This window comes from Pseudomonas helvetica (assembly GCF_039908645.1).
GTDB classification, from domain to species: Bacteria; Pseudomonadota; Gammaproteobacteria; order Pseudomonadales; family Pseudomonadaceae; genus Aquipseudomonas; species Aquipseudomonas helvetica.
Window position 1 is genome coordinate 5355397 of record NZ_CP150917.1, and the last position, 21103, is coordinate 5376499.

At 59.5% G+C, this 21103-nt stretch carries 15 protein-coding genes, 1 tRNA gene and 1 pseudogene; 5 read left to right on the forward strand and 12 right to left on the reverse strand.

The window, feature by feature from the left end:
* Positions 1-103 precede the first annotated feature (103 nt).
* Positions 104-1215 (reverse strand): annotated as a pseudogene (locus AABM55_RS24770) (IS3 family transposase); the annotation flags it as partial.
* 177 nt (positions 1216-1392) lie between these two features.
* Between AABM55_RS24770 and AABM55_RS24775 the strand changes: the two are divergent.
* Positions 1393-1758, forward strand: coding sequence for an endonuclease domain-containing protein (locus tag AABM55_RS24775; RefSeq protein ID WP_347928016.1), 366 nt, complete (start codon positions 1393-1395; stop codon positions 1756-1758).
* 206 nt (positions 1759-1964) lie between these two features.
* Here AABM55_RS24775 and AABM55_RS24780 read toward each other — a convergent pair whose 3' ends face one another.
* The 4 genes from AABM55_RS24780 to ptsP all read right to left on the reverse strand — a co-directional run bounded on the left by AABM55_RS24780 (position 1965) and on the right by ptsP (position 9223).
* Positions 1965-3506: an alkaline phosphatase D family protein gene (locus AABM55_RS24780; protein WP_347928017.1), complete on the reverse strand. Its 1542-nt coding sequence runs from the start codon at positions 3504-3506 to the stop codon at positions 1965-1967.
* A 163-nt stretch (positions 3507-3669) separates the two neighbouring features.
* Positions 3670-5409 (reverse strand): PTS fructose-like transporter subunit IIB, encoded by a 1740-nt coding sequence (locus tag AABM55_RS24785; RefSeq protein WP_054594047.1) that lies wholly within the window; start codon positions 5407-5409, stop codon positions 3670-3672.
* An 11-nt stretch (positions 5410-5420) separates the two neighbouring features.
* On the reverse strand, positions 5421-6362 hold the full coding sequence (gene pfkB, locus AABM55_RS24790) for a 1-phosphofructokinase (protein WP_103318630.1): 942 nt from the start codon (positions 6360-6362) through the stop codon (positions 5421-5423).
* Complete coding sequence (ptsP, locus tag AABM55_RS24795; RefSeq protein ID WP_347928018.1) at positions 6362-9223, reverse strand: phosphoenolpyruvate--protein phosphotransferase; 2862 nt, start codon at positions 9221-9223, stop codon at positions 6362-6364. Before ptsP ends, pfkB begins: the two co-directional genes overlap by 1 nt.
* Before the next feature lie 307 nt (positions 9224-9530).
* Here ptsP and cra point away from each other — a divergent pair, with 307 nt between their 5' ends.
* Both cra and AABM55_RS24805 read left to right on the forward strand, forming a co-directional pair.
* Complete coding sequence (gene cra / locus AABM55_RS24800; RefSeq protein WP_103318625.1) at positions 9531-10526, forward strand: catabolite repressor/activator; 996 nt, start codon at positions 9531-9533, stop codon at positions 10524-10526.
* A 3-nt stretch (positions 10527-10529) separates the two neighbouring features.
* The gene (locus AABM55_RS24805) at positions 10530-11306 is read left to right on the forward strand and encodes a TatD family hydrolase (protein WP_347928019.1); all 777 of its coding nucleotides are present in this window, start codon (positions 10530-10532) and stop codon (positions 11304-11306) included.
* A gap of 42 nt (positions 11307-11348) precedes the next feature.
* Here AABM55_RS24805 and AABM55_RS24810 read toward each other — a convergent pair whose 3' ends face one another.
* The 4 genes from AABM55_RS24810 to AABM55_RS24825 form a co-directional block, all read right to left on the reverse strand.
* On the reverse strand, positions 11349-13379 hold the full coding sequence (locus AABM55_RS24810) for a methyl-accepting chemotaxis protein (RefSeq protein ID WP_347928020.1): 2031 nt from the start codon (positions 13377-13379) through the stop codon (positions 11349-11351).
* A gap of 313 nt (positions 13380-13692) precedes the next feature.
* Positions 13693-14529: a regulatory signaling modulator protein AmpE gene (gene ampE / locus AABM55_RS24815; protein ID WP_054594053.1), complete on the reverse strand. Its 837-nt coding sequence runs from the start codon at positions 14527-14529 to the stop codon at positions 13693-13695.
* Complete coding sequence (ampD, locus tag AABM55_RS24820; protein ID WP_347928021.1) at positions 14526-15086, reverse strand: 1,6-anhydro-N-acetylmuramyl-L-alanine amidase AmpD; 561 nt, start codon at positions 15084-15086, stop codon at positions 14526-14528. Before ampD ends, ampE begins: the two co-directional genes overlap by 4 nt.
* Positions 15087-15139: 53 nt before the next feature.
* Positions 15140-16264, reverse strand: coding sequence for a DUF1631 family protein (locus tag AABM55_RS24825; RefSeq protein WP_347928022.1), 1125 nt, complete (start codon positions 16262-16264; stop codon positions 15140-15142).
* A 353-nt stretch (positions 16265-16617) separates the two neighbouring features.
* Here AABM55_RS24825 and nadC point away from each other — a divergent pair, with 353 nt between their 5' ends.
* Positions 16618-17466: a carboxylating nicotinate-nucleotide diphosphorylase gene (nadC, locus tag AABM55_RS24830; protein ID WP_347928023.1), complete on the forward strand. Its 849-nt coding sequence runs from the start codon at positions 16618-16620 to the stop codon at positions 17464-17466.
* 38 nt (positions 17467-17504) lie between these two features.
* Here nadC and AABM55_RS24835 read toward each other — a convergent pair whose 3' ends face one another.
* On the reverse strand, positions 17505-17810 hold the full coding sequence (locus tag AABM55_RS24835) for a DUF6388 family protein (protein ID WP_054598178.1): 306 nt from the start codon (positions 17808-17810) through the stop codon (positions 17505-17507).
* A 302-nt stretch (positions 17811-18112) separates the two neighbouring features.
* Here AABM55_RS24835 and AABM55_RS24840 point away from each other — a divergent pair, with 302 nt between their 5' ends.
* Positions 18113-18619, forward strand: coding sequence for a hypothetical protein (locus AABM55_RS24840; protein WP_347928024.1), 507 nt, complete (start codon positions 18113-18115; stop codon positions 18617-18619).
* 10 nt (positions 18620-18629) lie between these two features.
* Here the strand turns inward: AABM55_RS24840 and AABM55_RS24845 are convergent.
* Both AABM55_RS24845 and pnp read right to left on the reverse strand, forming a co-directional pair.
* Positions 18630-18705 (reverse strand) — tRNA-Thr (locus tag AABM55_RS24845).
* 190 nt (positions 18706-18895) lie between these two features.
* Positions 18896-21001, reverse strand: a complete 2106-nt coding sequence (pnp, locus tag AABM55_RS24850; RefSeq protein ID WP_103318613.1) for a polyribonucleotide nucleotidyltransferase — start codon at positions 20999-21001, stop codon at positions 18896-18898.
* Positions 21002-21103: the final 102 nt, after the last annotated feature.

Consider the following 21103-nt stretch of genomic DNA (forward strand, 5'->3'; position numbering starts at 1 on the left):
GTTTGAAAACGAAGAAGATTAGCTCCCTGTAGTGGTCAACTAATTCCGGACACCTCGATAGGTGGTTTAGACGCCATTGCCGTTCGTAAACGGTCGGTGGCAGATATCCCAGTTTCGAGTGCAGCCGCTCGTTGTTGTAAAACCCAACGATGTATTCAGTGATGTCACGTATCGCTTCGGCGTGATTGGCGTAATCGCGCCGCCATACCCGCTCCATTTTCAAACTCAGGAAGAAGCGCTCCATCACTGAGTTGTCCCAGCAGTTACCTTTACGGCTCATGCTTTGCTGCATGTTATTTCTTGTCAGCAGCGCCCTGTAGCTCGCGCTGGCGTACTGGCTACCGCGATCCGAATGAGCGATCAGACCAGGTGGCGGTTGACGCTGAGCAACTGCCAGTTGCATTGCACTACACACCAGCTCAGCCGGCATGTTCGGGGCCATGGACCAACCCACGATCTTGCGTGAGAACAAGTCCAGTACCACGGCCAGATACAGCCAGCCGCTACGGGTCCGGATATAGGTAATGTCCGCTACCCAGGCCTTGTTCACCGCTTCGGGTTCGAATTGGCGATTCAACACATTTTCAGCAATCGGCAGATCATGGTTGCTATCGGTCGTGTGCACAAACTTGCGCTTCCAGGCCGAACGCAGACCGTGGGCACGCATCAAACGACGAATTTTATAAACGCCTATTTCCATGCCCTTGGCGCGTAACGCTTTACGCAACGGGCGACTGCCATAACAGCCGCCACTCGCGGCAAACGATGCCTTGAGTTGCAGAGCCATGGGACAAACTGATGCTGGCGCTTCAGCACGCTTGTTGGCTTCGTAGAAGCCGGATCGACTGATACCCAGCAGCCGACAGACATGCGCCACCGAATAAGCCTTCTGTTGCAGCTGCCGAACCAAGCGATACGTTACTTCAGCTCGCGGGCAAAGAAGGCGGTAGCTTTTTTTAATACATCGTTATCCATCTTGAGCTGGCGGTTTTCCTGCTCTAACTGTCGGATACGTTGTTGCTCAGCAGTCAAGGGTTTGCCGATTCCGGTCTCTCCCAACTGTTCAGCCTCGTACTGCTGTACCCAGCGCCGGACGGCAGTCTCACCAATATTCAGGTCGCGGCAGACCTGCGGAACGGCCAGTCCCTGGTCCTTGATCATCTTTACGACTTGCAGCTTGAAGCTGTCGTCGAATGTTCTGCGTTTGCCAGTCATGAAAAACTCCTCGATAGATGCATTCTCCACCTATCGAGGTGTCCGGGGAAATTAGACCACTACACCCTTTCCCCCTCTCCCCCCTGGGGAGAGGGTTGGGGTGAGGGGTGGTTCTAGAGCCGCAGTACAAAACCCGACTACAGTTAAACCTCCATTCCCTTCACACGGACGTGAAGCATGCCCAACCGCCCCACCCTCGACCAACGCCAATTCGCCCGCACACTTCGCGTCAACCAGACCGATTGCGAACGCCTGCTCTGGCAAAAACTCCGCAGCCGGCAAATTGCCAATCTGAAATTTCGACGCCAATTCCCCTGCCCGCCGTACATTCTGGATTTCTATTGTGCCGAGCTGAAACTGGCTATTGAACTTGATGGCGGTCAGCATTATGAAACGGCCGCCATAATCCATGATCGGCGTCGAACGCTCTACCTTCAGCAGCAAGGGATTGAGGTTGCGCGGTTCAGTAATCTGGAGGTCATTGAGCAGATGAGTGATGTTCTGGAGCAGGTTCTCAGGGTGGCGGCGGATCGAATGCCGTGATCCTGATCTGAAATCGTCCCCTCACCCTAGCCCTCCCGAAACGTCGGACCGCCCCAAGGGGCGAGGGGACTGACCGAGGTGTCTTGCGCTGTCCATCGACCTGAAATACCGAGTCGAACTCAGGTTTGAAAACGAAGAAGATTAGCTCCCTCTCCCCCTCGGGGAGAGGGCTGGGGTGAGGGGGTGGTTTTTGAAGATCCACACACTCAAACCGGCTGCAACCGCTGCTCAAACACCGCCACGCCATCCAGGTCGCGCAGGATGACGCTCATTTCGGCGGTCTGGCCATCGATATTCACCTCGCCGAAAAACTGAAACCCGGCAAACGGTGAGGTGTTCTGCGCCGGTGGGGCTTTCTCGAACACCACTTCGGGGCCAAAGGTTTTATCCAGCGGATTGGGGCCGAAGCTGCCGGCATTCAAGGGACCTGCGACAAACTCCCAGAACGGTTCGAAGTCCTGAAACGCTGCGCGATCCGGGTGGTAATGGTGAGCGGCGCAGTAATGCACATCGGCCGTCAGCCAAACGTAATTGCGCACCTGCTGCGCCCGCAAGAAACCCAACAACTCAGCGATCTCCAGCTCGCGGCCCTGGGCCGGGCCTGGATCACCGTTGGCCACGGCTTCCCAGCGCGGCACGCCGGGGCTGACTTCGCCATCAGGCACGCCAAGACCAATCGGCATGTCCGCGGCGATGACTTTCCACTGCGCGCCGGAGTTTTTCAGTTCACGCTTGAGCCACTCCAGTTGCTCGCGTCCGAGGAAGGCTTTTTCGCCGCCGAGGTTGTCGTCGTTGGCCCCGCGATAGCTGCGCATGTCCAGCACGAACACATCCAGCAGCGGCCCGTAACCGAGCTTGCGATAGATCCGTCCGCCGTTGTCGGCGGCCTGTAAGCGCATCGGCGCGTATTCGAGCCAGGCTTGCCGCGCACGGCCGACCAGGCTGTGGATATCCTTGCTTTGGTAGCGCTCGTCGAGCTGTTTGCCCGGCGACCAATTGTTCACCACTTCGTGGTCGTCCCACTGCCAGATCTGCGGCACCTCGGCATTGAAACGGCGGATGTTTTCGTCCATCAGGTTGTAGCGGTAGTTGCCGCGATATTCGTCGAGGGTTTCCGCGACTTTGCTCTTGGCTTCGCTGGTGATGTTGCGCCACACCCGACCGTTTTCGGTGGTCAGTTGCGCCGGTACCGGGCCGTCGGCATAGATGGTGTCGCCGCTGTGGATAAAGAAGTCCGGCAGGCGCAAACGCATGGCTTCGTAGATGCGCATGCCGCCGATATCCGGGTTGATCCCGAAGCCCTGGCCGACGGTGTCGCCGCTCCAGACAAAACGGATGTCGCGACGGGTCTGCGGCACGCTGCGCAGGTGACCGAACCACGGTTCGCTGGCCACGCCGCTTTGGGCGTCTTCGAAGTACACGCGATAGAAGATCGCCTGATCGGCGGGCAGCCCGGTCAGCTCGACCCGGGCCGTGAAGTCGGTGCGGGCATCAGCCAACGGTGAGACGAAACGCCGAGGATTGCTGAACAGGCTGCGAGTGTCCCATTCCACGACCATCCGCGCCGGGCGGTCGCTGCGGCTCCAGATCATCGCCCGGTCGCCCAGCAGATCACCGGATTGCACGCCATCGGTGAGCTGTGGGCGATCCTTGACCGAGGCGATCACCGCCGGAGCCAGGCCAGGTAACAACAAACCGGCACCGACAGCCTGCATCACTCGACGGCGTCCCAAGTCGAATTCGCTCATGGAGTTCTCCCTAAAAGGAAAACTTAAACATGGCTGTGTGAACGCGCGGTGACATTCACCCTCTGACCTGTAGGAGCAAGGCTTGCCCGCGATGAACGATAACGCGGTACATCAACCAGACCGCGTTGGCTTCATCGCGGGCAAGCCTTGCTCCTACGGAACCTCAGGCGTTGGCCGGTTCCAATGCCAACTCGGCGACTTCCGGGCGTTTGACCGCGGCGTAAACCACCGCCGTCAACAGGCTCCCGGCAACAATCGCCAGCAGGTACAGCAGCGCATGGTTGATCGCATTCGGGATCAGCATCACGAACAGTCCGCCGTGAGGCGCCATCAGCTTGCAGCCAAAATACATCGACAGTGCACCGGCCAGTGCACCACCGGCGATGCTCGCCGGGATCACCCGCAACGGATCCTTGGCGGCGAACGGAATTGCCCCTTCGGAGATAAAGCACAGCCCCAGCACCAAGGCGGCTTTACCGGCTTCGCGCTCGGTCTGGGCAAACTTGCGCCGGGCGATGAACGTGGCGATGCCCAGGCCAATCGGCGGCACCATGCCAGCGGCCATGGTCGCGGCCATCGGCGCATAACTTTGCGACGCCAGCAGCCCCACCGAGAACGCATAAGCGGCCTTGTTGATCGGCCCGCCGAGGTCGACGCACATCATGCCGCCGAGCAATACCCCCAGCAGAATCGCATTGGTGGTGCCCATGCTGTCGAGGAAATGCGTCAGGCTTTCCAGCAGTCCGGCGACCGGTTTACCGACCACATAGATCATCACCAGGCCGGTGAACAGACTCGCCAGCAACGGGATGATCAGAATCGGTTTCAGCGCTTCCAGACTTTGCGGCAGACGCGCATAACGGTTGATCGCCTGCGCCGCGTAGCCGGCAATGAATCCGGCAATGATCCCGCCGATAAAACCGGCGCCCAGGGTACTCGCCAACAGGCCACCAATCATCCCTGGCGCCAGGCCAGGACGGTCAGCAATCGAATAGGCGATGTAACCCGCCAGCAACGGCACCATCAACTTGAACGCGGTATCGCCACCGATCTGCATCAGTGCCGCCGCCAGCGTGCCCGGCTCCTTGAACGCGGTGATGCCGAAGACAAACGACAGCGCGATCATCAAGCCCCCGGCCACCACCATCGGCAACATGAACGAGACGCCCGTCAGCAGGTGTTTGTAGACCCCGGTTTTCTCTTTCTTGGCCGGGCCTTGGACGCCGCTCGATGCGGTTTCTTGCTTGCCTTCGGCCAGTGCTTTGTTGAGTGTGGCCTCGGCCTGCTTCAGGGCGATGCCAGTGCCGCAGCGGTATATTTTCTTGCCGGCGAAACGCTCGGTGGCGACTTCGATGTCTGCCGCCAACAGCACCACATCGGCATCAGCAATGGCTTGCGCGCTCAACGGATTACGGGCGCCGACCGAACCCTGGGTTTCCACCTGCAAGTCATAACCCAGACGCTTGGCCGCTTGCTGCAAGGCTTCGGCCGCCATGAAGGTATGGGCGACACCGGTCGGGCACGCAGTGACCGCCACCAGACGCGGCGCGGTTTTGCTGACAGTTGCGGGTTCAACGACAGCTTGCGGGGCGACATAGATTTGGGCTTCTTCAGCACCACGGCGCAGCACTGCATCGACGTCTTGCAGGGCTTGGGACGGCGTGCTCTGGAACACCCGCTTGCCGACAAACCGCGACATATCCACAGTCCCGGTGCTGACCAGCAACACCCACTCGGCGTCTTCCAGGGTCGCGGCGGACAGTTGGCGCTCCGGGTGTGCGGCGTCATGCACTTCAACACTGGTGCTCCAGCCCTGACGCTGCGCGGCGGCATCGAGCAAACGCGCGCACAGCACACTGGTAACCATGCCATTCGGGCAGGCAGTAACAATGGCTAACTTCATGACCAACCCTCTTATTGTTCTGTCAGGAGGCGCACGCGCACCTCCTGTTCGAGCTGCGCCAGTTGCGCGGCGTCACCGATACCAAAACCGATCTGCGTAACGGCCATGGCGGCAATCGCCGTGGCGGTGCGCAAGGTTTGTTCTGGCGTATCGGCACTGAGCAAACCGTGGAGCATGCCCGCGAGCAATGAATCGCCGGCACCCACCGTACTGACAACACTGACCCTGGGTGGTGTGGCGTGCATCGCCGAGCCAACACTGAACCAGTTAACGCCTTCGGCACCGTGGGAAATCACCACATGTTCGATTCCATGAGCGTGCAAACGACTCGCCGCTTCAGCTTGTGCAGCCACCGAAACCGCCTCGCAGTCCAGCGCCTCGGACAGCTCTTCAGTGTTCGGCTTGATCAGCCACGGTCCCGCCGACAGCCCTGCGCGCAAGGCTTCGCCGCTGGTGTCGAGGGCGACTTTCAAACCCCGCGACTTGAGGCGCAACAGCAACCCGTGCAACCACTGTGCGCTGACGCCACGCGGCAAACTGCCGGCGACCACTACGGCGTCATGACCCAAGGTGATCTGATCCAGACGATCGAGCAACGCCTGCTGCGCAGCCGCACTGACCACCGGCCCTGGACCGTTGATGTCAGTGATGCGTCCGTCCGCTTCCGCCAGTTTGATGTTGCTGCGAGTCTCACCGGGTACGCGGATGAAGGCGTCGACAAAACCGCGTTTGGCGAACAGGGTTTCGAACGCCTGAAGATTGTCCTCACCGAGAAAACCGCTGACCGTCAGCTGATGCCCGAGGTCTGCCAGCACCTGTGCCACGTTGATACCCTTGCCGGCGGCGTGGGTGTGCATGGCTTCGCTGCGATTGACCTGACCAGGTTCCAGATGCGGCAACTGAACGGTGAGGTCCAGCGCCGGGTTGAGGGTCAGGGTTAGGATTTTGGCCATTACAGAGCCTCCACTAATGCGCGCACTTCATTCGCGCTGCCCACGGCCAGAGCCAGTTGGGCCAGATGTTTTACCTGCGCAAGACTCAGCTCACGAACCCGTGCCTTGACCTCGCCGATGCTGCGCGCCGAAACGCTCAACTCATCCACCCCCAGGCCGACCAACACCGGTACCGCCAGCGGGTCTGCCGCCAGTTCGCCGCACACGCCAACCCATTTGCCATGAGCATGGGCGGCGCGCACCGTGATGTCGATCAGTTGCAACACCGCCGGGTGCAAGCCATCGGCCTGGGCCGACAGGGTCGGGTGACCGCGATCGATGGCCAGGGTGTATTGGGTCAGGTCATTGGTGCCGACGCTGAAAAAATCGACTTCCTTGGCCAGAACCGGCGCCAGCAAAGCCGCCGACGGCACTTCGATCATGATCCCCAGTTGCAGGTCGGCCACTGGGATTTCCAGACGCAGGCGCTCGGTCATATCTCGCGCCTGACGCCATTCATCGACGCTGCCGACCATCGGGAACATGATCCGCAACGGTCGGTTGTCAGCGGCGCGCAGCAAGGCACGCAACTGCGCTTCCATGATCTGCGGACGTTGCAAGGTCAGGCGAATGCCACGCACGCCGAGGAACGGGTTTTCCTCCTTGGCAATCGGCCAATACGGCAACGGTTTGTCACCGCCAACGTCCAGGGTCCGCACCACCAGCGGCCGCCCGGCCAGACCATCGAGCACCCGACGGTATTCGACTTCTTGAGTGGCTTCGTCCGGCGCTTGCTGGTGGGCCATAAAAATCAGTTCGGTGCGCAGTAGACCAATCCCTTCAGCGCCCTGCTCCACCGCGCTGACCACACCTGCACTTTCGCCGATGTTGGCAAACACTTCGACCGCGTGGCCGTCAGTGGTCAGCGCCGGTTGGTGACGCTGGGCCGCAGCCGCTTGCAGGCGTTGCTCGCGGTTGTCACGTTCTTCGGCGGCACGCTGCAACGTCGCCGCATCGGCGTCGACATGCAGCCGACCGCGCTGACCATCGAGCAGCAATGGCGTGCCCGAAGCCAGCCGCAACACCGCCGCGCCAGCACCAACCAGCGCCGGAATGCCCAAGGCCCGAGCGACAATCGCGCTGTGGGCGGTGGCACCACCGCGCGCGGTGAGAATACCGGCAACCCGCGCCGGGTCCAGGCGTGCGACATCCGAAGGCCCGACTTCATCCATCACCAGGATGTACGGCTGATCCGGTTCGCTCGGGGTTTCGATGCCGCACAGTTGCGCGAGCACCCGTCGACCGATATCGCGCAAGTCCGCTGCTCGCTCGGCGAGCAAGGCATCCTGCAAGGATTCCTGTTGTCTGGCTGCCGCGTCGATCACCGCCATCCACGCCGCTTCAGCGCTTTCGCCTTGCTTGAGGCGAGTGTCGACTTCATCGGTCAGTTCCGGGTCGTCGAGCATTTCCTGGTGGGTGATGAAAATCTCTCGGATGGCCTTGGCCTTGCTGCGCTGGATCAACCCTTCGATGTCGCGACGGACATCGGCCAGGGATGTTTTCAGACGCTCTCGCTCGATCGCCGTGGACTCGCCACGCAACGGGTAATCGATCGCTTGCAGCACCTGAATATGTGCAGGACCAATGGCAATCCCTGGTGCAGCAGCGACAGCTTGAATCACGCTGCCGGAGGCGGGAGCAACCACGACGTCAATGATTTCGTCGATGACCTCGCTCTGTGCACTCACTGTCGGCAACGGTTCGATGTCTTCGCCCAGGCCTTCCTCGATAGCCGCCAGCAGCGCTGGTAACGCATCGGCGGCGATGCTCGGCTCGGCAATCAACTCCAGCACCTGGCCTCGACGGGCACCGAGGCTGAGCAGTTTGCTCAAGCTCTTCACCGACACCGCGCTGTCCTGACCGTCGACAATGCGGATGCGGATCTCGCCTTCAAAACTTTTCGCCAACTGCGCAAGGATCTTCGCCGGCCGCGCGTGCAAGCCATGGGCGTTGGCCAAGGCAATACGAGCGCTCGGCCAATCGGCCGGCAATTCACCGCCGAGCACTTCCAGCACCGCACGCCGGCTGGTGGCGCGACCGAGTTCGTGACCTCGGCCTTCAATCAGCAAGGCGCAAAGACGTTCGAGCAAGGCCTGATGCGCCTCGCCAAGGCTGGCCAGACAGAACAGCCCGCTCAGTGGCTGGCCGAGGTAACGAATCGGTTTGTCCGGGGTGACGAAGGCCAGGCCGGGGCGCTTGACCGTTTGTTCGCTGTGCAGCCACCACAGGCCATCACCCAACGGCAGCGCTTCGACCTGCTGCAATACCGCCGAAAAACCATTGCTCACGCAGTCGGCCTGACGCAACAACCGTGCGCCACGCCAGACCAGCTCTTCGAAGTCGTCGGCGGAGACGCCCAGGCCAATCATTTGTGCATCCAGCGCCAGCTCTTGCGGCGCGCCTTGCAGCAGTTTCAGCAAGGCTTCGGCGCTGCTGGCGCGGCGCAAGGCCTGGCCCAGATCGGTTTCACCGAGGGCGCGGGTCAGCAATTGCAGCAGGCGTAAATGCTCGTCAGATTTGGCCGCGATACCGATCGCCAGGTACACGATGTGCCCGTCGCCCCAATCCACCCCTTCGGGGAACTGCAGCAAACGCACGCCGGTGGTGTGCACCAGATCGCGGGTATCGGGGGTTCCGTGGGGGATCGCAATACCTTGGCCGAGAAAGGTCGAACCCTGGGCTTCACGCGCCTGCAAGCCGCTGAGGTAACCCTCGGCCACCAGGCCATCGTTAACCAGCGTGTCGGCCAGCAAATGCAATGCGGCGGCTTTATCCACAGCCGACTGGCCCATGGATATCTGCTCTATGGTGAGCTCGAGCATGCTTTCTCCTTTTTGGCGCGGGGTCGCGCCAGGTATTGTTTTGATTGAATCAGTTTAGGCTTTATTCAGAGCACTCTTTTTCAGAGCATCCTTTGTCGGTTTCACGGCAGAACCGGCAAAAAGAGCCAATAGCGCAGAAAATACGCTTGCTGAAACGTTTAATCTAGATGAGTTGGCACGTTACTCGATAATCTCCCAACCTTGAAGTCCAACTTGTCGGATGCGTTGCGACATTGGTCGCCTGCCGTAATCGGGTAGGATTGGACAAAATGTCGGGGCAAGCTCGAAAAAACAAGGAAATCCCGAGTTGAAACTCAGTGATATCGCCCAGTTGGCCGGTGTGTCTGTCACCACCGCCAGCTATGTCATCAATGGCAAGGCCGAACAGCAGCGCATCAGCAACGCCACCGTCGAGCGCGTGCGCGCGGTGGTCGAGCAACATGGCTTTACGCCTAATCCTCAAGCGGCCGGGTTGCGCAGTCGGCACACCCGCACCCTGGGTTTCATTCTGCCGGACCTGGAAAACCCCAGTTACGCGCGGATCGCCAAGCTCCTCGAACAGGGTGCCCGGGCGCGTGGCTATCAGTTGCTGATTGCCAGCTCCGACGATGCACCGGACAGCGAGCGCCAGTTGCTCAAGCTGTTTCGCGCACGGCGTTGCGATGCATTGATTGTCGCCAGCTGCCTGCCGGCCGGCGATGACAGCTATCGCCAGTTGCAGGCCAAGGGCTTGCCGATCATTGCGATTGACCGGGTCATGGAGCCTGAGCATTTCTGCTCGGTGATCAGCGATGATCGCGAAGCCAGCCTGAACCTCACCCGCAGCCTGTTGCAACCGCAGCCCAAGCAGATTGCGCTGATCGGTGCGCGACCCGAGCTGAGCATCAGCCAGGAACGTGCCGCCGGCTTCAAACAGGCTCTGATCGACTTCAAGGGCGAAGTCCTGATCGAACACGGCGAGGCGTTCAGCCGCGACTGCGGTCGACAACTGATGGAAGAATTACTGCAACGCCTCGGCCATTTGCCGGATGCGTTGGTGACGACGTCCTACGTGCTGCTTCAAGGCGTGTTCGATGCCTTGCATGACTTCCCGTTGAAAACCCGCCCGTTGCGCCTCGGCACGTTTGGTGACACGCAGTTGCTGGACTTCCTGCCGCTGCCGGTCAACGCCATGGCCCAACAGCATCAATTGATCGCCGATAAAGCCCTGCAGCTGGCGCTTGCGGCGATTGAAGAGGCCCATTACCAACCCGGCGTGCAAGCCATCGCGCGGACCTTCAAACAGCGTATTCGCCAGGACTGAAACGTGGAGCTGATCGACAGCCACACTCATCTGGACTTCCCGGACTTCGACCCGGACCGTCAGGCGCTGCTGGCTCAATGCCGCGCCTTGGGTGTGAAGCGGATGGTGGTGCTGGGGGTTTATCAACGCAATTGGCAGCGGGTCTGGGACCTGGTGCAAAGCGATCCGGACCTGCATGCCGCGTTTGGCCTGCATCCGGCCTACCTCGATGAGCATCGTCCCGCTGACCTGACCGAGTTGGCGGACTGGCTGACGCGTCTGGCCGGCCATCGGCAACTGTGCGCCGTGGGCGAAATTGGCCTCGATTACTTTCTTCAGGACCTGGACCGCGAACGCCAGCAAACGCTGTTTGAAGCACAGCTGCAACTGGCGGCAGACTTCCAGTTGCCGGCGCTGCTGCATGTGCGGCGCAGCCATGCGGCGGTGATTGCGACCTTGAAACGCTTCAGGCTCAAACGCGCCGGCATCATCCACGCCTTTGCCGGCAGCCAGGAAGAGGCCCGCGAATACCTCAAGCTCGGTTTCAAACTGGGATTGGGCGGTGCGGCAACCTGGCCACAAGCCTTGCGCATGCACAAAGTAATCGCCGGTTTGCCGCTGGAATCGGTGGTGCTGGAAACCGATTCACCGGACATGGCGCCCGCCATGTACCCCGGACAACGCAACAGCCCTGCTCACCTGCCGGCGATTTGCGCGGCACTGGCGCAGATCATGGCCATCAGCCCCGAGCAACTGGCCGCTGCCAGCACCGCCAACGCCTGCGAGCTGTTCAACTGGTAATAACTGACAGCACAACACACCACATTTATTCGTGGTTACGCTTCAAACCCTGAACGCGCTGATCAAGTGCTTCAACTGCACCACTTGGGCCGAAAGTGCACGGCTGGCATGCTCGGTCTGGTGCGCACCTTCGGCGGTGCGCTCGCCGGCCCGGTTGATCTCGACAATGTTCTGGTCGATATCGTGGGCCACCGCGGTTTGCTGCTCGACTGCCGCGGCAATTTGCTGGTTCTGATCGACGATCATACCCACCGCGCCGAGGATGTTTTCCAGGGCTTGCTGGACCTTTTCCGACTGACCGACCGTGCCGCTGGCCATCTGGTGACTGACACTCATGGCCTTCACGGCGGCGCCAACGCCAGCGTGCAGCCTGGTAATCATCTGCTCGATTTCTTCGGTCGATTGCTGGGTCCGTTTGGCCAGGGTGCGGACCTCATCGGCCACCACCGCAAAGCCACGTCCCTGCTCACCCGCACGGGCGGCCTCGATGGCCGCGTTGAGCGCCAGCAGGTTGGTCTGCTCGGCGATGCTCTTGATCACTTCCAGCACGCGACTGATGGACTGACTGTCGCTGGCCAGTTGATTGATCACCAGCACTGACGAGTCGATCTCGCTGGCCAGTTGCGCAATGCTGCCTTGTTGCGACTCGACCAAGCCGCGACCGCTAATGGTTTCATCGTTGACGCTGTGGGCGCTGCTGACGGCAGCCGCCGCACTGCGCGCCACTTCCTGAGCGGTGGCCGACATCTGGTTCATCGCCGTAGCAACTTGCTCGATCTGCGTACGCTGACCGGCCACCGCCTGATTGCTCCTGGCCGATACCGTTTCCACCTGACTCGCCTGACGCTCCACTTCGTTGACGGTCTTGCCGACCAACTCGATCAGGTCATGGATCTTCGCCACGGTGCCATTGAAGACGTTGCCCAACTCACCCAACTCATCACGGCTGTGGGCGGTAAACGTGATGGTCATGTCACCGGCCGCCACCTTGTCCATGACTCCGCCGAGACGCTTGAGGGTGGTGCGGGTGGAGGCATAGAAGCCGCCATAGAGGTAAAAAATCAGCACGAACACCACCGACAGTGCCACCGCCTGCAGCACCATGTGCGTGCGGTTCTGTTCCAGGCGTTGCTGCAATTGAACGCCGAGAAACTTAAGCGTCGCATCGTTCAGTTGATAGGTCTTGTCCATCAGCCCGGTAACCTGATCGTAAAAACCCTGCCAGGGTTTATCGAGGGTATCGGCCACCACCACTTGCTCTTCAAACAGCTCGCTGGCCTGTTTGAGCGTGGCTTTACTGGCATTGGCCGAGGGCTCCAGCACCTCACGCGCCGCTTTGCCGGCCGCCAGTGCGTCCTGCAACTTCAAGGCGTATTCGGCCTGAAGCTTGTCGATCTGCGCCAGCAGTTCATCGAACCGGGTGCTCGAAGCAGAGTTGAGAAACCCCTGCCCCAGCGAGTAGGCCCCCATCGCCCGGCCCTCGCCGAGGGTTTGCGTCACACGCGGGGTAACGTTGGTGATCAGCTCACTCAATTGGCGCAGATCACTCTGGTTGTCACGACTCAGGCCGGCCTGGCTGGCGATGATCTGACTGAAAATCTGTGCGTTGCCGAGCAGTTTGCCAATCAGCGCACTTTTGCTTTGCACAGACGTCTCCGTTTGTTGAGCCTTGAACGCTGCAATCATTTCATCGCGCTTGCCATCAAAAACACTGACCTGCTCAGGATCATTGGTCGTCGCGGTCAGACTTTGCAGGCGTGCTAGCACGCTCTGCTCAAGGGCGCTGATTTTCGATTCGGTATCGCCCGCCTTGCCAGACTGGCCGAGGGTCGCGTTGATCTGTACCAGGTTGTTCAGGGTTTCCAGATCTCGCCGCAGCGTCAGGCCACTGCCCAGCAGGTCGAGGCTTTGCAACTCGACCTGGGTGCCCTGGAACTCGCGATACGAATCCCGAACCAGATAGAAGTTGGTCACCAGCATGGGGAAGAAAAACAGCACGCTGATCAGACTGAATTTCATGCCGAAGCTCAGGCGATTCATCAGCGCAACGGCGGGATAGAGCAAACTCTTCACGGACGTCCCCCTTTCATTTCTTATTTTTTTGGGCAGGCACGCAGATGCAGCAGATAGCCACTATGGCGCGCTGCTTCTGTATAGCTCAAATCGAAAGGGGGTTTTGTAACTTAAGGTTAACGACTCGAACGCGATCACTCAGGCCGGAAGAAAAACCTGTGGCGAGGGGGCTTGCCCCCGCTGGGGTGCAAAGCGCCCCTAAAATCGAAGTACGCGGTTCGTCAGGAGAAGTGAGTCAACCGGTTTTACGACTGCTCTGCAGCCGAACGGGGGCAAGCCCCCTCGCCACAAAAGCGTTCGCCACACAGCTGGATCAGGGCAGCACGGTCCAAATGGCAAACCCGGCATACCAGACCACCGCCGCTCGCAGCAGCAGTTCCCAGATCTGATCCAGGTTTTGAACCCCTTCAGGCCCCGCCACTGGTGCCGGAATCTCACCCGCTACCACGCCGACGTTCTCGATCAACTGCGCGGCGCTGATATTCCAGTTCAACAATTCATGGAGCATCACCCGGCTGACCGCGACGAAGTTACCGACCAAAGCAAAACTCGCTGCCAGCAAGCGCACCGGCAGCCAGTCAAAGGCATGTCGCAATTGTGCGGCGCGCTCGACCACCGCCGGGTTCTTGCCGTGCTCGGCCGCCAGGGCCAGCAAGCGATAACTCAGGGCCGCCACCGGACCGAGCAGGAAGTACCAGAAAATCACCGCAAAAAAACTCTGATAAGCCTGCCACAGCAAATGAGCTTGAACCTTCTGCAGCAATTGCTCGCCGCTGTCGGCGCAAATATCCAGGTCACGTTTGGCGACCAGTGCCGCCGCTTGCAGATCTTCCCGGCGCCAGGCATCACGAAACGGTCCCAGGCCGCCGAGCAAATCACCACGGCCCAGGCTGTAAATCACCACCAGCAAGTGCACCGGCAGGGCCAGCAAGCCATAGGCCACCGGCTCCAGTACCAGCAACAAAAAGCCGAGTAACGCCACAGGGAACAGCACCAGCAATGCCAGCACCAGCCAGGGCCGATTCGCAAGCTTTGGGCTGGCTTCATATTTGGCCAGCTCCCGCAGCCATCCACTGTCGCGCTGAACTTGATGACGCAAGGCCGAGAACTTCTCGATCCAGACCGCCAGCAGTAACACCAGAAAACTCATTGTGCTTCCCCTTTTTCCAGAGCCCCGCGATAGCGTGCCCAGTCGAACGCCGGTCCCGGATCAGTCTTGCGTCCGGGGGCGATATCGCTATGCCCCTGGATACGTGAATGGGTGATGGCTGTAAACGTAGACTGCAATTGGCGGGTCAGGGCAATCAGCGCGTGATATTGAGCCTCGGTGAACGGCAGATCGTCAGTGCCTTCAAGCTCGATGCCAAGGGAGAAATCGTTACACCCTTCACGCCCCTCGAACCGGGACACGCCTGCGTGCCACGCCCGATCAAGACAAGAGACAAACTGGGTGATCGCGCCGTCACGCTCGATCAGAAAATGCGCAGACACGCGCAAGTCGGCAATCCCTTCAAAGTAGGGGTGCTCGGTGATATCCAGGCGGTTCTGAAAAAATTCCTGCACCTTGCCCGTCGCGAACTGCGCCGGAGGCAGGCTGATATTGTGGATTACCAGCAAGGAGATTTCGCCCGTGGGGCGCGCATTGAAGTTGGGTGACGGGCAATGGCGCACGCCTTCAAACCAACCGCTCGCGGGGTCCAACTGCATACAGGCTCCTTCAATGACGGCTCTGACGGGCTCCAGTATGCCGTGATCACCCCTCAGGTTGCGATCACTTGCCGCAATTGAGGGGCGGCGAGAATGAATTCGAGGAGCATCGCGATCAGATTGATCACATCCTCGTCCGCTACCCCGACCACCCGAGAGTTGCCACTTTTGACGCTGACCCGGGTCAGCAACTGTTCAAGCTGATTGCGCAGGTCAAAATCATCCTGGGCGCCAGGGGCCGGCACGTATTGCTGCAAGTGCGAGAGCAGGCGCAGCAGATCGCGGGTCGAGATGGGCTGGCTCTGGGCGCTGGCTTCGAGGGTCGGCGCAACATTGTCGCGCACGGGGTACAGCAACGCCTGCAAGGTGGCGAAGACTTCTTGCACGCTTTTATCGTCGTGCGTGCTGTTGGATCTGACGCCCGACTCGCTGGACTCCGCATGAACACTGGCCGCCGCCCGGCCCGTGACACGACGTGCGGGGGCGGTCTTGAGTTCAGGCAGAACGCCAGTGGCGATCAGCAATTGGTTGGCTTGCGCATAGAGCTGATCGGCATCGCTGAGCACATAGCGTTCGAACAATTTGAGGATGATCAGCTTGACCTTGATCTCCACCCCCAGATTGCGTCCGGCCTGCAAAAAATACTCGCAGAGCATCGCCGGCCCCATGGGATTGCGCGAATCATCCAGGGGCTTGCCCAGCAGAGAGCTCAGGCGCGCGGTCAGCTGTCCAAGGGCAAAGCCGTCCCGGTTGAGCGCCTTGGCGACCATGGCTTCAAGCGCCGCTTGCCGCTCAGGCTGGTCATCGGGGAGTTCGATCGAAGGGTCTGGATTCATCGCCAACGGCAAGGCGGCGTGAGTCGGGTCGTACTGGATGAGGCCGGCAAAGGCCTCGAAGAAAAGCTCGTGAAAGCCGCGCTCGATGTTTTTGCGCTTGAGGCGCAAATCGCGCATGGCTTCAAAGAAGATGTTCTGCTCGACATTGGTCTGTGCCCGGTCAGCCATTTCGAACAAGGTGTCGTCGGCATTATCAAACATCTCCTGCAAACCAAGCCTGAGTTGTTGCGCAGCCTTGTCGCGAACCTGAAGCAGAATCACCGGCAGGCGGGCGAGCGGCGATGGATTCGCCTGACCGGTAGCGGCCTTGTGCAAAGGCACTACATTCCCGTCGTTGTGCATCCAAGCCTCCTGCAAAGGGGGGATTCCTCCATTCAATGTGAAGCGACAAACGCACACGGCCGGCTCACAACGCAATCGTGATGCACCGCGCTGCATTTCAAGTGTCGGGAAGCCAAAGAAACGTCAAGGCCATGACGTCAAACGCAAGGCGCGATTATCTGCAAAAGACCTCCCGAGTGCCAGCAGACTCTGCATCGGTCCATGAAACAGCGCCCGATCACAGATCGGCATGCAGGGGTAATGCGGGCGAGTCGACCAAGTGCAGGTTTTAGAACCTGCTGAAAGTGCTGGGCGTCTTGGGTTCGCTTGCAGCATGGCCCTATAATCGAGCCACTTTGTTTGTGGAGCCCGTTATGCCGAATCTACGCCTCGCCGATTTGACCGCCGAAATCGAAGCCAACGTGCGCCGTGCGTTGCTTGAAGACATCGGCAGCGGCGACATCACCGCACAATTGATCCCGGCCGAACGCCTGGCCAAAGCCACGATCATTACCCGTGATGCGGCCGTCATCAGCGGCACCGCTTGGGTCGACGCGGTGTTCCGGCAACTGGACCCGCGCGTTGCGGTGCACTGGCAAGTGCGCGACGGTGAGCGCGTGAACCCCAATCAGGCGTTGTTTCACCTCGAAGGCCCCGCCCGCTCGCTGCTGACCGGCGAGCGTAGTGCGCTGAATTTTCTGCAACTGCTTTCCGGTGTCGCCACTCGTGCGCAATACCTGGCCGACTTCGTTGCCGATACTCAGGTGAAACTGCTGGATACCCGCAAAACCCTGCCTGGGTTGCGATTGGCGCAAAAGTACGCCGTGACCTGCGGCAGCTGTCACAACCACCGCATCGGCCTGTACGACGCTTTTCTGATCAAGGAAAACCATATCGCTGCCTGCGGCGGCATCCCTCAAGCCATCGCCGCCGCGCACAAGATCGCGCCGGGCAAACCGGTGGAGATTGAAGTGGAAAGCCTGGAGGAGCTCAAGGAGGCCCTGGCGGCGGGGGCCGATATCATCATGCTCGATGAGCTGAGCCTGGAGGACATGCGTGAAGCCGTGCGGCTGAATGCCGGCAAGGCGAAACTCGAGGCCAGCGGTGGCGTCAACGAAAGCACCTTGCGACCGATCGCCGAGACGGGCGTGGATTACATCTCGATTGGGGCGATGACCAAGGATGTGAAGGCCGTAGACCTGTCGATGCGCTTGAGTCTCTGACAAAAAGAAACGCCAGCCTCATGAGGCTGGCGTTGCTTTCAAACCACCAGATTGTTCATCTCGCAGTATTCTTCCCACTCGACGCCCAGCACTTCGGCTGCTTCCTTGTGCAACGCAAGGCGCGTCGCTTCGTATTCTTCCGGCGTTGAGGTGTACTTGAGCGTCAGCTCCCAAGGCTGCAAGCCCTGTGCTTCTGCCTCGTCCTCGAACGCCCACTGAATCTGATCTTTCTGATCGTCGGCGCTCAGGTTCTTGATCTCTTCCATCAATTCTGGCGCATCAAGCATGTACTTCTTGAGGGCCTCTTCGTGTCTTTGCTCTTGAGTCATTTCGTTCACGGTCATGGCGTTCTCGCTGATCATGGGAATGGAAGATGGATCTGGATCATCAAGGATCTCTCTGACGCAGGAAACCGTTTGAAGCCCGGTTTATCTGGCCTTCAGAACCATTCGGGATCATCTGAAAACTGCTGGGCGATGCTCATGCAGGCACCGAATATAGGACGTTTGGCCCACGAATTACACGGCTCTTTACATCTATTCCACAAAAAGTTTCACGCAGGGTGCGTCGAGAGCCTCGGGAACATAATTTCAAATCCAAAGTCATAGCGATGTGCCATATCGGTACTTCACAAGGAACCTCAGTGATGCGCAGTTTTTCGAAGCTTTCCTCTGTTCTGTCCGCCAGCGCAATGACCGCCCTGCTGGGTGTCCTGGCTCTGCCGGGCACCGCAATGGCCAGCATTGAGCTGAGCAACAGCGGTCCGTCTTACGATGACAAACTCTCCGCCATCCACTATGAATACGGCAAGGACGTTCTGGTCAAAAGTGATTTCCGCATCGACGAACTGAAAAAGATGCAGGAAACCATCAACAACCAGACGCGCCAGATCGAAGAACTCAAGCGCAGCAGCGGTTCCAGCTCAAGCTCCAGCAGCAAGGAGATCGACGACCTCAAGAGCAAGGTCAAAGAGCAGGAACGTGATCTGGATAAGCTCGGTCGGCAGGTGGAAGACCTCAAGCGCAACAGCGGCTCCAGCTCCAGCTCGAACAGCAGCGAGATCTCGAACCTGAAACGGACCATCAGCGATCAGGATCGTGCGATGGATCAGCTCAAACGTACCGTCGAGGAGCTGAGTAGAAAGGTGAAATAACAGGGGGAAGTGGTGCCCGAGACAGGAATCGAACCTGCGACCTTCGCGTTACGAGTGCGCTGCTCTACCGGCTGAGCTACACGGGCGGTGGGCTAAAGCTAGCACTGAGTTTGGGGTCGGGCAACCTGGACAAGCGCCTCATTTTTCACGGATTTGCTCTGAGCCTCTGTAGCAGCTGGCTTCGCCAGCTGCTACAAGGGCGCATTTACTGCACACAGCAAAACGCCCCGAACCAGTCGGGGCGTTTGCTTGTTCAGCGCTTAAGCTGCGGGGTAATTAAACGCCCGAAGCCTTGGCTGCTGCTACGTCTTTGATGGACAGCTTGATACGGCCGCGGTTGTCCACGTCCAGTACCAGTACTTCCACTTCCTGGCCTTCTTTCAGGATGTCGGTCACTTTCTCAACGCGAGCGTCGCTCAGCATGGAGATGTGAACCAGACCGTCCTTGCCCGGCAGGATGTTGACGAATGCGCCGAAGTCGACGATGCGCTCAACTTTACCGACGTAGATCTTGCCGATTTCAGCTTCAGCGGTGATGCCCAGAACGCGCTGACGAGCGGCTTCAGCGGCTTCCTTGGTTTCGCCGAAGATCTTGATCGAGCCGTCGTCTTCGATGTCGATCGAAGCCTTGGTCTCTTCACAGATCGCACGAATGGTCGCGCCGCCTTTACCGATAACATCACGGATTTTGTCGGTGTCGATTTTCATCGCGATCATGGTCGGAGCATTTTCCGACAGCTCGGTACGCGACTGGGCAATGATCTGGTTCATCTGGCCGAGGATGTTCAGGCGCGCTTCCAGGGCTTGGCCCAGAGCGATTTCCATGATTTCTTCGGTGATGCCTTTGATCTTGATGTCCATCTGCAGCGCGGTAACACCTTTGGAGGTACCGGCTACTTTGAAGTCCATGTCGCCCAGGTGGTCTTCGTCACCCAGGATGTCGGTCAGGACGGCGAACTTCTCGCCTTCTTTAACCAGACCCATGGCGATACCGGCAACCGGCGCCTTCATTGGCACGCCAGCGTCCATCAGGGCCAGGGAAGCACCGCAAACCGACGCCATCGAGCTGGAACCGTTGGATTCGGTGATTTCCGATACCACACGGATGGTGTACGGGAACACGTCGGCAGCAGGCAGCATGGCCTGAACCGAACGACGGGCCAGACGGCCGTGACCGATTTCACGACGACCAGCGCCACCCATGCGACCACACTCGCCCACCGAGAACGGAGGGAAGTTGTAGTGCAGCATGAACGGGTCTTTTTTCTCGCCTTCCAGGGTGTCCAGCAGTTGTGCGTCACGGGCGGTGCCCAGTGTCGCAACGACCAGAGCCTGGGTTTCGCCACGGGTGAACAATGCCGAACCGTGGGTCTTCGGCAGAACGCCAACTTCGATGTTCAGCGGACGTACGGTGCGGGTGTCGCGGCCGTCGATACGCGGCTTGCCGTTAACGATGTTTTCGCGAACGGTACGGTATTCGATTTCACCGAAAGCTGCTTTGACTTCGCTGGACGAAGGCTGGCCTTCTTCACCGGACAGCTTGGCTACAACCTGGTCTTTCAGTTCGCCCAGGCGAGCGTAACGGTCGGCCTTGACGGTGATGGTGTAAGCCTGGGAAATCGCGTCGCCGAACTCGGCACGGATAGCGCCCAGCAGTGCGGTGGCTTCAGGCTGAGGAGCCCAGGTCCAGGTTGGCTTGGCAGCTTCGGCAGCCAGTTCTTTAACAGCGTTGATCACAACCTGGAACTCGTCGTGAGCAAACAGTACCGCGCCCAGCATCTGGTCTTCGGTCAGCTCTTTGGCTTCCGATTCAACCATCAATACCGCTTCCGAAGTACCGGCAACGACCATGTCCAGGCTCGATGCTTTCAGTTGTTCGTAAGTCGGGTTCAGCAGGTAGCCAGTGCTTTCGTGGAACGCAACGCGGGCAGCGCCGATCGGGCCATCGAAAGGAATGCCGGAGATCGCCAGCGCAGCCGAGGTACCGATCATCGCAGCGATGTCCGGATCGGTCTTCTTGCTGGTGGAAACGACGGTGCAGACAACCTGCACTTCGTTCATGAAACCTTCCGGGAACAGCGGACGGATCGGACGGTCGATCAGTCGGGAAGTCAGGGTTTCTTTCTCGGAAGGACGGCCTTCGCGCTTGAAGAAACCGCCAGGGATCTTACCGGCAGCGTAGGTTTTTTCCTGGTAGTGAACAGACAGGGGGAAGAAGCCCTTGCCTGGATCGGCTTGCTTGGCACCGACTACGGTCACCAATACGCTGACGTCGTCGTCAACGGTGACCAATACTGCGCCGGAGGCCTGACGGGCGATACGGCCAGTCTCGAGGGTAACGGTCGACTGACCGAACTGGAATTTTTTGATTACCGGGTTCACGGTGTCCTACCTTCTTTGTGGCTCTTGGGGGAACTGGTTTTCTTGCGAAATTCTTGGGCAATGCCGGGAATCGGCCCGACTTTGATTGTCCAGATAAAACTG

Bases quoted from the DNA above. Each gene is read 5' to 3' on its own strand.
- AABM55_RS24775 (WP_347928016.1), top strand. From the start codon at position 1,393: ATGCCCAACCGCCCCACCCTCGACCAACGCCAATTCGCCCGCACACTT.
- AABM55_RS24780 (WP_347928017.1), bottom strand. From the start codon at position 3,506: ATGAGCGAATTCGACTTGGGACGCCGTCGAGTGATGCAGGCTGTCGGT.
- AABM55_RS24785 (WP_054594047.1), bottom strand. From the start codon at position 5,409: ATGAAGTTAGCCATTGTTACTGCCTGCCCGAATGGCATGGTTACCAGT.
- pfkB (WP_103318630.1), bottom strand. From the start codon at position 6,362: ATGGCCAAAATCCTAACCCTGACCCTCAACCCGGCGCTGGACCTCACC.
- ptsP (WP_347928018.1), bottom strand. From the start codon at position 9,223: ATGCTCGAGCTCACCATAGAGCAGATATCCATGGGCCAGTCGGCTGTG.
- ampE (WP_054594053.1), bottom strand. From the start codon at position 14,529: ATGAGTTTTCTGGTGTTACTGCTGGCGGTCTGGATCGAGAAGTTCTCG.
- ampD (WP_347928021.1), bottom strand. From the start codon at position 15,086: ATGCAGTTGGACCCCGCGAGCGGTTGGTTTGAAGGCGTGCGCCATTGC.
- AABM55_RS24825 (WP_347928022.1), bottom strand. From the start codon at position 16,264: ATGCACAACGACGGGAATGTAGTGCCTTTGCACAAGGCCGCTACCGGT.
- nadC (WP_347928023.1), top strand. From the start codon at position 16,618: ATGCCGAATCTACGCCTCGCCGATTTGACCGCCGAAATCGAAGCCAAC.
- AABM55_RS24835 (WP_054598178.1), bottom strand. From the start codon at position 17,810: ATGACCGTGAACGAAATGACTCAAGAGCAAAGACACGAAGAGGCCCTC.
- AABM55_RS24840 (WP_347928024.1), top strand. From the start codon at position 18,113: ATGCGCAGTTTTTCGAAGCTTTCCTCTGTTCTGTCCGCCAGCGCAATG.